Origin of the sequence: Methanosarcina sp. WWM596 (assembly GCF_000969965.1) — an archaeon.
Taxonomy (GTDB): Archaea; Halobacteriota; Methanosarcinia; order Methanosarcinales; family Methanosarcinaceae; genus Methanosarcina.
Genome location: NZ_CP009503.1, coordinates 939,240 through 951,334, shown reverse-complemented (window position 1 = coordinate 951,334; position 12,095 = coordinate 939,240). Strand labels below are relative to the sequence as shown.

Annotated in this window: 13 protein-coding genes and 1 pseudogene; 7 read left to right on the top strand and 7 right to left on the bottom strand. The window is 41.6% G+C overall.

Annotation, left to right across the window (positions count from 1 at the left end):
* Positions 1 to 31: 31 nt before the first annotated feature.
* The 3 genes and pseudogenes from tnpC to MSWHS_RS04250 all read right to left on the bottom strand — a co-directional run bounded on the left by tnpC (position 32) and on the right by MSWHS_RS04250 (position 3,213).
* Positions 32 to 1,486, bottom strand: a pseudogene (gene tnpC / locus MSWHS_RS04265) (IS66 family transposase).
* Positions 1,487 to 1,662: 176 nt separating this feature from the next.
* Entirely contained in the window at positions 1,663 to 2,856 is a 1,194-nt protein-coding gene (locus MSWHS_RS04255; RefSeq protein WP_048126273.1) for an ammonium transporter, read from the bottom strand.
* A gap of 12 nt (positions 2,857 to 2,868) precedes the next feature.
* A complete protein-coding gene (locus MSWHS_RS04250) occupies positions 2,869 to 3,213 on the bottom strand; it encodes a P-II family nitrogen regulator (protein WP_048126271.1) in 345 nt (114 codons plus the stop codon).
* 220 nt (positions 3,214 to 3,433) lie between these two features.
* On the opposite strand from MSWHS_RS04250, the gene MSWHS_RS04245 reads away from it, so the two are divergent.
* The gene (locus MSWHS_RS04245; RefSeq protein WP_048158782.1) at positions 3,434 to 4,651 is read left to right on the top strand and encodes an ammonium transporter; all 1,218 of its coding nucleotides are present in this window, start codon (positions 3,434 to 3,436) and stop codon (positions 4,649 to 4,651) included.
* 191 nt (positions 4,652 to 4,842) lie between these two features.
* Here the strand turns inward: MSWHS_RS04245 and MSWHS_RS04240 are convergent, their stop codons facing one another.
* The 4 genes from MSWHS_RS04240 to MSWHS_RS04225 all read right to left on the bottom strand — a co-directional run bounded on the left by MSWHS_RS04240 (position 4,843) and on the right by MSWHS_RS04225 (position 8,841).
* Positions 4,843 to 5,613: an ABC transporter ATP-binding protein gene (locus tag MSWHS_RS04240; protein ID WP_048158781.1), complete on the bottom strand. Its 771-nt coding sequence runs from the start codon at positions 5,611 to 5,613 to the stop codon at positions 4,843 to 4,845.
* Between the two features lie 18 nt (positions 5,614 to 5,631).
* Positions 5,632 to 6,633: a S9 family peptidase gene (locus MSWHS_RS04235; protein WP_231585579.1), complete on the bottom strand. Its 1,002-nt coding sequence runs from the start codon at positions 6,631 to 6,633 to the stop codon at positions 5,632 to 5,634.
* Positions 6,630 to 7,595, bottom strand: a complete 966-nt coding sequence (locus MSWHS_RS04230; protein WP_231585578.1) for an iron ABC transporter permease — start codon at positions 7,593 to 7,595, stop codon at positions 6,630 to 6,632. Before MSWHS_RS04230 ends, MSWHS_RS04235 begins: the two co-directional genes overlap by 4 nt.
* A 160-nt stretch (positions 7,596 to 7,755) precedes the next feature.
* A complete protein-coding gene (locus MSWHS_RS04225) occupies positions 7,756 to 8,841 on the bottom strand; it encodes an iron ABC transporter substrate-binding protein (RefSeq protein WP_052722572.1) in 1,086 nt (361 codons plus the stop codon).
* A 519-nt stretch (positions 8,842 to 9,360) separates the two neighbouring features.
* Here MSWHS_RS04225 and MSWHS_RS04220 point away from each other — a divergent pair.
* The 6 genes from MSWHS_RS04220 to tusB all read left to right on the top strand — a co-directional run bounded on the left by MSWHS_RS04220 (position 9,361) and on the right by tusB (position 12,058).
* Positions 9,361 to 9,711, top strand: coding sequence for an AraC family ligand binding domain-containing protein (locus tag MSWHS_RS04220; RefSeq protein ID WP_082088324.1), 351 nt, complete (start codon positions 9,361 to 9,363; stop codon positions 9,709 to 9,711).
* A 337-nt stretch (positions 9,712 to 10,048) separates the two neighbouring features.
* A complete protein-coding gene (locus MSWHS_RS22200; RefSeq protein ID WP_369798962.1) occupies positions 10,049 to 10,261 on the top strand; it encodes a helix-turn-helix transcriptional regulator in 213 nt (70 codons plus the stop codon).
* Between the two features lie 99 nt (positions 10,262 to 10,360).
* Positions 10,361 to 10,846, top strand: a complete 486-nt coding sequence (locus MSWHS_RS22195; RefSeq protein ID WP_369798961.1) for a (Fe-S)-binding protein — start codon at positions 10,361 to 10,363, stop codon at positions 10,844 to 10,846.
* A gap of 43 nt (positions 10,847 to 10,889) precedes the next feature.
* Complete coding sequence (locus tag MSWHS_RS04210; RefSeq protein WP_048158778.1) at positions 10,890 to 11,270, top strand: DsrE/DsrF/TusD sulfur relay family protein; 381 nt, start codon at positions 10,890 to 10,892, stop codon at positions 11,268 to 11,270.
* 63 nt (positions 11,271 to 11,333) lie between these two features.
* Positions 11,334 to 11,702, top strand: coding sequence for a DsrE family protein (locus tag MSWHS_RS04205; protein WP_048158777.1), 369 nt, complete (start codon positions 11,334 to 11,336; stop codon positions 11,700 to 11,702).
* Between the two features lie 56 nt (positions 11,703 to 11,758).
* The gene (tusB, locus tag MSWHS_RS04200) at positions 11,759 to 12,058 is read left to right on the top strand and encodes a sulfurtransferase complex subunit TusB (RefSeq protein WP_048158776.1); all 300 of its coding nucleotides are present in this window, start codon (positions 11,759 to 11,761) and stop codon (positions 12,056 to 12,058) included.
* The last annotated feature ends 37 nt before the right edge of the window (positions 12,059 to 12,095 follow it).

Genomic DNA, 12,095 nt, shown 5'->3' with positions numbered 1-12,095 from the left:
AGTATGTTTTTTCAGCAAAATGCTGAAATTCTCAGAATAATAGCGGTGCTCCTTTGAGCGCCGCGAGAATACCGTCTATAACAGGTAAATCGTTCTTTTTAATGGTTGAGATATAAGCTCTAATTCTGCAGAAAGCTTCCGCTCCTTGTATAGTTCTGAAAGTTCCTGATATTTTCTGCTGTAATTTCATCATCCTTATGTCTCTTTCTGCTTGGTTATTCTCAAACGGAACTCTCAAGTCATTGAGGAATCTCAGGATCTGTTTTTTGTTTTCTATAAACCTGTCAAGTAGGTTCCTTGCTTTTGTTTTTGGATTTTTACCACGTTTTCCTTGTTTTTCAGGGTTTAGAGAAGGTGGATTTTCTTCAATCCCTTTCATGACTACAGCATCGAACCTTTCTTCTAACACTTTAATTTGCTCAAAGTCCAGATCTTTGACCTGCTCTTTACACTCATCAGTATACTTTTTCATTTCTGTTAACAGTTCATTCATCTCTTTAGCCCATTGCTGTTTATAGTTCTCCTCAATTCCAGTAAGTTCTCTCTGGAGATGAGCATTGCAAAGAGCATGATCACATTCATAACTGTTATAGGGTTTCCATCCGTCATGAACTGCTATTCCTTTAAACTCTGGAAGAATTCCCATGGCATTAATTGCTTCTGATCCTCTTTTTGAGTGAGCAAAATAACAGGTGTATTTGTCATTAGAAGCTACATGAAGCCAATGCCTTTTTCCTTCAATTTTCATCCCAGTTTCATCACAATGGATTACAGGAGAAGTTATTAACCTCTCCTGACTCACATTTTCAAACTCCTCTAAATTCCGGAAGCATTCTTTTTCTGCTCTGATTATCGTAGCAGAACAGATTTTTATCCCCATAACGTCATCAAAAAACTCTAAAATCCTTTTGTAGGGAATAAACTGGTAGTTTTTACAGTAAATTGCTGAAGCTAAAATATTAGGACCATACTGGACGGGATATTTCACAGATTCTGGAAAAGAAGCTTTATTTGATTTTCCACAGTGAGTACAGGTCTTAATCTGACTTCGATGTTCCGTAACAATTAGATTTACAGGAGGAATATCAAAAATTTGTCTTCTCTCATAAGCTTCAACTTCAACATCCTCAAGAGTATGTCCACATTCTTTGCAGCAGGTCAAAGAATGTTCAATTACCTAATCAGGATCATTAACCATATCAAGAGTTGTGCCTGGATGACCTTCTTGACCTCCAGGTTTCTTCCCACTCTTTTTCCGGAGACTCTTGGGATTAGGTTTTTCTTTGACTAAAAAGTCAGTAGAAGGAGGTTTACTGCTGTTTCTGCTATTTTGATTTAAGCGAGATTCTAAAATCCTTACACGTTCTTCTAGTTCAGCAATTCGAATAGCTTGTTCTTCTATGATAGTTTCAAGTCTCTGGATTACAGAAATTACAGCTTCAGGACCAGCTTCATAGATAACGAGGATCTCTTCACGTGTAAGCATAATAACGAAACAAAATAGGATTCAATTTATATGCAATTTTTCCTCGAAAAGAGGAAAAATTGTAGCCTTTCAAAGGCTACCTGAATTGTTACAAAAAAACCAAAAAAAGAATGCAGGTAAAAGGTTGAAAAAAAGGAGAAGAAAAATTAAAAGTACGGATAAAGATTTACCTGCACTCAAATGTTATATGCGGATTCTCCATGCTGTGTCTTATCAAGCCCAATGTTTTCTTCACTCTCAGAAACCTTGAACCCGATGGTCTTCTGGAGGACCAATCCTATTATGAGTGTGCAAGCAACCGCATAAACAATCGTAATAATAACTCCTTCGACCTGGATGAACAACTGGTGCGAATCGCCAAGGAGAAGACTTGTGGCACCCACACTTGCGAACACTCCCGTTAAGATAGCGCCGGTTATTCCACCAACCCCGTGGACTCCAAAAGCATCAAGTGAGTCATCATACCCGAGCTTGCCTTTGAGCATCACAGCCTTATAACATATAACCCCTGCAATTAAACCCATTACTAGAGCTGCCATTGGCGTGACAAAACCAGCAGCGGGAGTGATTACGACGAGTCCCGCAAGGATGCCTGTAGCAAACCCCAGGGCTGTTGGTTTTCCAGTGGACATCCATTCTATCGCCATCCAGGAAAGGCCTGCAGCTGCGGGTGCAATGAATGTTGTAATAAATGCAAGACCTGCAACCTCATTTGCGGCAAGAGCCGATCCGGCATTGAACCCAAACCATCCAAACCAAAGAAGCCCTGTACCAAGAAGGGTGAGGGTAACATTGTGCGGCTTAATCGAATCGATGCCGTACCCCTTCCTCTTTCCGAGGAAGACCAGAATTGCAAGGGAGGAGATACCTGATGTTACATGGACAACCGTGCCGCCCGCAAAGTCAAGGGCTTCTCCAGTAAGAAAGCCGCCGCCCCAGACCCAGTGACAAACAGGCGCGTAGACGATAAGCCCCCAGAGGGCTATGAAAGCGATGTATGAACTGAATTTAGCACGCCCGACAATGGCTCCGGAGATAAGAGCAGGCGTAATTACAGCAAACATCCCCTGAAACACAACAAATGCATATGTGGGAATGGTACCTGATACCGAGTAAAGGTCAATTCCCCGCAGGAATGCGTGTTCAAGGTCGCCTATGAACCAGTTTCCGGTTCCAAAAGCAAGAGAATAACCTATTACCACCCATTCTATGGTCATGACACCCATTGCGGCAAAGGAGTGCATCATGCTACTAAGGACATTCTTACGCCTGACCATCCCACCGTAGAAAAAAGCAAGCCCTGGAAGCATGAATAATATAAGCGCGGATGAAATCAATACCCAAACAAGATCTGCTGCTACAATAGCCATTTTTACCTCACCTCAAATAGCATCAGATCCGGTTTCACCTGTGCTGATCCTGATGACATCTTCAAGTGGGAGAACAAAGATTTTGCCGTCCCCGATATGACCGCTATTGGTCTTTGCCCCTTTCTGGATCGCAGCGATCGTCGGTTCCAAAAAATTATCATTTACTGCGATGTCAAGCCTTATTTTTTCAAGGAGATTTACTTCAAGTTCCAGTGCCCTGTAGACTTCCAGATGCCCCTTTTGCGCACCGTATCCGGAAGCTGCCGATACTGTCAACCGGTTTACTTCGACTTTCTGAAGTTCTCGTTTGACCGACTCAAGCCTTTCCGGTCTTATTATTGCTATTACATATTTCATTGCGACCACCAGTAGGTAACTTATTTCCGAATTACTTCTTAATTAATACATATCTCTTTGCGACCACCAATAGGTAACTTACTTCTGATCTAATATATTTAAACATATCTATATGCCATAATCAAGGCAACCAATATCGATTAGTTTAAATAAAGGAAACTAGGAAAAAGGTAAGAGATTTGAGGCTTCCTAGTTATCATATAAAAGTAGATGGGATGGAATGATGTTAAATACTGGTTCAACAGGCTTTATGCTGCTTGCGACAAGTCTTGTAATGCTTATGACCCCCGGTCTGGCATTCTTTTACGGAGGGCTTGCCTGTAAGAGAAACATTTTAGGAATTATGATGCAGAGTTTTGTATCTCTCGGGTTGACAACTATTTTATGGTTTTTCGTAGGATATTCTCTGTGCTTCAGCGGAGGAGAAGGCGCAATCTTAGGAAACCTGGACAAAATATTTTTGAATGGAATTACCCCGACTGTTATGTTTGGAAACGCTGGATTCCCCGAACTTGTCTTCGTGGCCTATCAGATGATGTTTGCAATCATTACCCCGGCCCTGATTACCGGAGCATTTGCAAATCGGATTACTTTTAAGGCTTACATTATTTTCCTTATCGTCTGGCAGCTCTTTGTTTACTACCCTTTTGTCCATATGATCTGGGGAGGCGGCCTGCTTGCAAATATGGGAGTTATTGATTTTGCAGGCGGCATCGTGGTCCATGCGACAGCCGGATTTGCAGCCCTTGCCTCAGTCTTCTACGTGGGCTCAAGGAAGTATAAAGATTCTAAACCAAACAATATCCCCTTAATGGCTATAGGAACTGCACTTCTCTGGTTTGGTTGGTATGGTTTTAACGCTGGAAGTGAACTCAACGTTGACGGAATTACCGCACTTGCGTTCCTTAACAGCGACATAGCAGCTTCTTTTGCAGCTATTACCTGGATGATAATAGAATGGATCAGGGAAGAAAAACCAAAATTTGTAGGCCTTATGACAGGAGCTGTTGCAGGTCTTGCGACCATTACCCCTGCAGCAGGCCTTGTTTCCTTACATGTGGCTGCATTAATGGGTATCATCGGAGCTATTGTCTGCTACTTTGCGGTACATCTTAAAAACAGGATGAAATGGGACGATGCCCTGGACGTATGGGGAGTTCATGGAATAGGAGGAGTAACAGGAACAATTCTCCTTGGAGTCTTTGCTTCAACCGCCATAAATCCGGCAGGATCTAACGGATTGCTTTACGGTGGCACTGCGTTCTTTATCAAAGAACTCGTGGTTGTTGCAGGTGCTTCAATCTATGCATTTATATTTACCTACATTATGCTGATGCTCATAAATGCAATAACTCCGGTTAAAGTTTCAGATGCAGAAGAGCTTGCAGGCCTGGATATATCTATGCATGGTGAATGTGCCTACGATGCAATTCACTGATAAAATCCCCTTAAAACCTGTTTAAAATATGGATATTTCTCATGGTGAACTACCCCTGCAATAGAGAAGCTTACTGACGAAAAAGCGTCTCTATAGCAGGTTTATTTCAGTAGAATATTCCCCGCGGCTTGCTGCGGGGATTTAATGAAGCTCATAATTTCATACATCAGTTTAAGATTGTTTGCTTAAAATTAATAACTTGAAATAGGAAGAACCGTAATTGACCCTGTTTTTTTGCTATAACTGATCTCTGAATCAACTTTATAAACCGTCTTTATATTGGAGTCTATTAGAATTTCTTCAGGTGTTCCCATTGCAAAAATTTGTCCCGAATTGAGCAAAATGAGTCTATCACAGTATCTGCTTGCCAGATTCAGATCATGCAAAACAATCACAACAGCAAGGACTTTCTCTCTGGAAAGGTTCCGAATAATATCCATTATTTCAAGCTGGTGTTTTACGTCCAGACTACTTGTAGGTTCATCAAGTAGAAGGACCTTGGGTTCCTGAGCCAGAGCCCTTGCCAGGAGGATTTTTTGCCTTTCTCCACCACTCAATTCATTGAAATTTCTCATACTCAGATCGTCTAAATTTAATAAAGAGAATATCTCTGAAACGAGATCAAGATCTTTCTCCCCAATATTCCATCTAATGTATGGTCTTCTTCCAAGCAAAACCACATCAAAGACTTTTATCGGGAAGGAGGAAACCTGAATGTTTTGGGGCACATAACCAATTATCTTACTAATTTCTTTTAGGTTTAGAGTTTGAAGTTCTACACCCTCCAGAAAGATACGCCCTTCAGGCTCCAGGATCAGGTTCATGTATTTAAGAAGCGTGCTTTTCCCACTTCCATTAGGTCCGATGATGCCAACAACTTCTCCTGAGTTAACAGACATATTTATATTCTTCAGAGTTTTCTTCTCCTTATACCCAAAGGAAAGATTTTTCAGCTCCAGCATTGAAGTTCACTCCCAGCATCAAAGATTTCTTTTAAGAAAATTAACAATTACCCTGAAATATTCCTCATTGTAAGGCCTCTTAAAACATTCAAGAGACATCCTTTCTTTGAGCCTTTCGTCTTCATCTTCCGGTACCTTCTGGAAGCTATGGTCAGAACCCGGGATTATAACAAGCTCAACAGAAACACTTCTGCTTCTAAGTTCCCTTTCAATCATATATGCATCCTCAAGAGGGACATTTAGGTCGTATTCTCCGTGGATCACAAGTGCAGGTTTTTCTATATAGCGAAATTGTTTCCGAGGGGCATAATCAGGATCAAAAAATAGTGTGTCAAGTGGTATTGTCCATTTTTTTCCTCTGTATGCCACCACGTATTCCTTATTTCCTGCTTTCATGGCCTCTTTCCTCAACGACAAATTCAAACCGAGGACTAGGCCAAAAAGGTCATTTTCTTCAACCCATTTCAGATGTTCTGAGCTTTTCCGGGCATATTCCACAGGCCTTAGATAATTGAAAGCAATCATCTCACTACAGTCCCTATAAAGTCCTCCGGATAAAATGTAGGCCTTTGGTCGAAGGTCATCTTTTGCAAGCAGGCAGCTTGTATAAACCCCTGCACTCTGACCAAAAACTGCAATTCGATTTTCATTGATGAAATCCTGAACACACAATGCGTCCAGAGCACTTTTTGAATCTTTTACCACGGACAAACTATCACTATTTCCAGATTCACTTTCACCGATCCCCCTTTTATCCCATGAAAATGTTGCAAAGCCTGCCCTGCAAAGGTGCCTGGAAATTTCAAGGAAAAAATTCTTACTGTAAACCTTTCTGCCATCTGGATGTTTGAGAGTATTGCCGTCCTTATCCTGTTCCAGTGTTCCGTGATTCAGCAATACAGCGGGAAAATTTTCCTCCTCGCCTACTCTACTCCCAGGATACCTTAAAATCCCTGTAAGCCTGACATCGCTACAAAAGGAGATCTTTTTTTCCTTCATAGAGACCTGTTTATCCATCATTTCCAGAACTCCTCCTTTTCAGTCATCAGAAGGTATACGAACATGGGAACGCCTACAAAAGAAATCACGACTCCGAGCGGAAAGACTATCGGAGGGATTAGACATCTTCCAGCAATATCAGCAGCAATTACAAGAATCGAACCTGCAATGCAGGTGCCGGGCAAAAGAAACCTGTGGTCTCCTCCAAGAATAAAACGAGTTACATGAGGAGCTACGAGGCCTACAAAACCGATAACTCCTGTAAAGGATATTATTGTGGCCGTAATCAATGATGATAGTATGAGAAGGGTTGTTCTAACCCTTGAAGTGTGGATTCCAAGGCTCTTTGCTGTTTCGTCATCAACAAGCATCATAGTATTGAGGTCCCACGAATACTTCATAAGAGCCGGAAAAGTAAAAAGCATTGTAAACGAGATAATTGCAATCGAATCCCACCCTGAATTTGTGAGAGACCCAAAACTCCAGTGAACCATTGCCATCAGCTTTTCTTCAGATGCAAAGAACTGGAGAACTGCTGCCAGAGCGCTGAACAGATACGAGATTGCAATACCTGCAAGTACCAGGGTTTCAGGCGAAGAACCTCTAAGATTTGCAAGCCCAAAAACTGTGAAAGCACAAATAAGAGCAAAAACAAAAGCATTTGCTACTACAAACAACTGCCCTCCGCCGGCAAGTCCGGTTCCTAAAAATATTGCCAATGACGCCCCAAAAGCTGCTGCAGAGGAGATACCTATCGTAAAAGGGCTCACAAGAGGATTTCTTGTAATGCCCTGCATAACACAGCCTGACACTGCAAGTCCGGCTCCGGCAACAACCCCCAGAATCAAGCGAGGGAGCCGCAGATGCCATACCACTCCATAAGTGAAGTCGCTGACATCCAGGGAAAAAAAACGGGCGATTATTGCAAAAAAGACATCCTTCATACCGAGTTCAGCAGCCCCTACAGTAACTGCAAACGTCAATAAAATTAAAAGAAATGTGAAACTGGCAAGAAGGAACGAAATTTTCCGCTCAATAAATCCCGAATATTCTTCTTTTAGAGACATGGTCAGGTGTTAAAATCTGGGTGTTAAGACGTCGGGTTAGCTTTTTGGAATATTATGAAGGTTTATTTCTGCAGCTTCACTCAGGCTGAGGGTAGAAATAAATCCCCTGATAATTTATTCCCTGATAATCTTCCAGATATTTTTTGGTGATAAGATCCGGGTCATAATCTTCAAATTTTTCCGGGTAGAGGGCTTTTGCAAGGTACATCGGGCCAAACTTTTTTCTGGAACCGGCTGCGACATCCCAGCTGATAACAAATACATCACCATTTATCACAGCATTCGTGCTCGCAAGTTCCGGCCTGCTTGCCACTTCTTGCTGAATCTCCGAAAACTCAGATGTGTTACTTAAATATCCAGAAACTGTACCCTTCAAGATTACATCCGGGTTTCTGAGGGAAATTTCTTCCGGATCAACTTCAAAAGAGTAAGCTGAAATTTCAGGGAAGAGGTCTATTCCTCCGGCAGCTCGGACCATTCCGGGAATTCCACATCCGTTGTCTGCACCGCCGTAGGTCAAATGTGGTTCAAGCCCTTCAAAATAAACTTTCTTTTTATCGTCATCAGGGATGTCTTGTGTCCGCTCTTTTACCGTCGCCCATTCCTCAGTAAAGAAGCGTATGTATGCATCAGCATTTTCGTCCTCATCAAGCATGAACCCAAGGGTTCGGACCTCTCGGCCCCAGTAATCCACCATATAAAAATCCAGTCCGACTACGGCAATCCCAAAAGGCTCCAGTTTCTTCTGAACGTCATCTGGCAAAGGAGGATAACTCGAGAGCATAATGACAACATCCGGCTTGAGTTCTGCAATCTTCTCGTAGTCTGGTTCATCCCAGGTTCCAACAACCGGTACATCTGCAAGTTCAGGGAAAAATCCACTGTCAACTTTTTTCTTTGTTTCTGCATCGATTCCTACTATCCTATCAATTGCACCCAGGGAGCGTAATTCTTCAGCCGGGTTATCCCATAAAACCACAATTCTCTCTACAGGATATGGAACTTCAACGTATCTCCCAGCAGAATCCTGAACCATTACAGTATTTTTTTCCTCACTAATTGAGGACTCTTCGGGAGAACTTTGAGAAATACACCCACTAAAAACTACAGTTAATGCAAGCAGGATTAAAAGAGTCAAACGGAAAGAGAATTTAACATTCATAGCAGCAATCTCCTTTACTTATTAATTAATAGTAATATTATTGAATTTAAAAATATTACTATTTAATACGATTTTTAAAATTCGGATTATTGGTTTAGAATTTTTAGTGAGTTATCACTTATTAACTAAAGTTTGAAATTAGAGAGTTAAAGCTAGAAGATTAAAGTTAGAAGATTAAAGTTAAAAATTGAAGTTAGAAAATTGAGATCAGAAGATTTAGATAGAAGACTCTGGGGAATCCGCTCATGTTCTGGTGCAAAAGGTTAAACGTATACGAAATCATTTTGAGTACCATAAAGAATTAAGAAGTAATATTTAGTAATCTTTTTATCAAAATTTGTAATATTGTTAATAGAAAAGAATTAGAGAAAAATTTGAATTTTCGGAAAGGCGTGAAGAACATGAAAAAATTGACAATTTTATACTCAATAGAAAACTCTCCGGGTGTCGAGACACTGGAAGGTAAAATTGGCCCTTTGATCTCCGGGAACAAAGGTTCAGCACATTATATAATTATGTATCCGTCAGTACTGTGAGCCTCATGCACACCCCACTGAAAGCATAATATATACGGCAAAAGGAGAATGGGTACTATATAGTGAAGGAAAACGTTACCATATGAAGGAAGGCTCTTTATTTTTCATGCCTCCTGACATAGAAACTGGCTATGAAGTGCCATTTGCTAGCCCGGCTACTCTTTTGATAATAAAATTCGAAGGAGAAAAAGATCCTGAAGAATTCCTGAAATACCTTGAAGGTTTGAAAGATAGACTGAGTGAGAGTGAACAAAAAGGTGAAATATTCAAAATATCAGCCCTGCCAATGAATCATCCGGCAAGGTCGTTTTCTGAAAGCTTAAAACAAATATAAAAGTAGTTACTGAGGAGTTTGTCAACCTCTTAAGGCTTATTTTGAGAAGTCTCAAACAACCAGATTATGTGAGCTGGTTATAAGGGCTTACAACAATTGAGAAGGAAAATAGAGAACAGGTGAATAAGCTGGATCCTAACTTCCAGATCAATATTTTTTGATATCCAGCTTCCGGGTTTTTAAGAAGTGAATCCCATAATTAATTATAGAATTATTAGAAGCCTCCATAATTGATTGGAAGAATTTGACTTTATTTTTGAGAAAAAATATGCCTGATAGTGATGAGAATCAGGAAAAAATGTGGGGAAAATGTTCATGATTCTTACAGGTGGTAAAGATGCCGGGAAATCCGAATGAAATAAAGCTGGTAAATAACGCTATGGCAAACGTCACTAGAAGGAAGATAATGAACTTCCTGGATAATGGCGAGAGAAGTACAGAAGAAATCGGAGGAGAGGTCGGGAAGTCCATGCTCGATTTTCATCTCAAGGTTCTGCAACAGGCAAGCCTTATTGAGTTAGGAGAAGGAACTGCAAAGCTAAGTGAATAAGGCAGAAATTTCCTGAAAGGTAAGGAAGACAAAGGTGAGGAGAAAAATGCAGACATTTCTAAGGCAAAGCCAGTGGAGATTGCGGAGGTAAGGCAGCTTTTGCCCTGCATAGCAGACTCCTCGAAGTTCAGGGTGATCGCAAACGTGGCTCCTCCCCTGGGTGGAACCCTGAAGATTCTTGAGCCCCTCTTTCCCAGAGGGAGATATTCGGACAGAATAAATGCTCTAATAATGCAAAAAGGGGAAATTATTACAACTATTTATGGCACTGGAAAAGTTACCATGACTATGATAAAAAACGAGGGAGAAGCCGGAGAAGCGCTTAAAAACCTGAGAAATACTATCAATGAGGCTATTGCAAAAGGTATCGCTCCAGCTCCCAGGGAAAAAGTCAGAGTCGAACCCATGGAGATCTACAAATACCTGCCCCAGACCAACTGCGGGAAGTGCAGCGAACAGAGCTGTTACACCTTTGCCATAAAACTCATGAGTGGGGAAGTCTCCCTGGATAAGTGTACACCCCTCAAAGAACCTGGATATTCAACAAATCAGGAACATCTGCAGGTACTGACTGCGTATATTTGAACCAGCGTTACTTAAAGAAACACAACTTTAACCGGAGGAAGTTTTGAAGACGCTTACTATCGTGCTCACTGACGGCCCTTATATTTCCGAATACGCTGAGATTGCCTGCAAACTCGCTGAGAACGCCCTTGAACGGTATCATGTGAACATATTCCTGTACCTGGACGCAGTGCATATTCCCAAGAAAGGCCAGAACCCATCCTTTTTTATCAACACAGGCGAACTTTTCGCCGGACTTGCAGAGAAAGGGGCTGTAATCAGAGCCTGTGCACGGTGTGCTGCTGCAAGAGGTTACATAGCAGAAGAGGAAACTGCGAACGGAAGTAACTGCGGAGACTACATGCCTGGAATAAAAATTTCCAGTCTCTATGAACTCTCAGAAATGCTGAGTAAAAGTGATAGAGTAATCTCACTTTCGAGATGAGGCTTGAATCTCACTGTCAAGACGAGGCTGGAAGAATAGGGTTTTTATGAGGTTCAGATTCCTATGAAATCAGTATTCTATCTGCTGGACACTGCTCCTTACTATCTGCTGGACACTGCTCCTTACGGCAGTGAAAAAGCCTTCGGAGCACTGAATGCGGCTGCAGTAAGCCTCAACAGGATGCATGTGACCCTTGGCCTTTATGGAGATGGAGTTTATCTTGTGGCTGCCGGTCAGGACAGCAGAAAGCTTGGAGTACCAAACCTTTCAGATATTCTCTATTCATATGGGGAGTTGAGAGTACTTGTGCATGAACCCTCACTGTTTGAGAGGGGCCTTTTTGAGGAAACCCTGATAGAGACCTTGGAACTCGTCGATGAAGAGGACTTTCTCGAAGCGATGGAAAGCTCGGATTGCGTTCTCGTATTTTAAAATGGCAACTATTAAAAATTTCCAGCTCTTGAGTAAGGATTAACAGGAGTAATAATGTGAAACGAGAAGAATATGATATATTCCTGCTGACTAAGCCCCCTTTCAGTCCAAGGTCAGAGTTATGCCTCAAACTGGCTGCCCGCTCCGGAAATGCCAGACTATACCTTGCAGGAGATGGAGTCTATCATCTGCTTTCCGGAATCGAGGAACTGCCGGGATACAAAGTCTATGCCTGTCAGGAAGACCTTGATGCCAGAGCAATCGGGGACAGAGAAAAAGTTACAGTTCCGGAAGCTTTTTACGAAACTTTTACAGAAGACTTAATAGAACACTGCGAACAGGTTTATACATTCTGAAACCAGGGTGTGAAAACCTTAGAACATTTGCAAAATC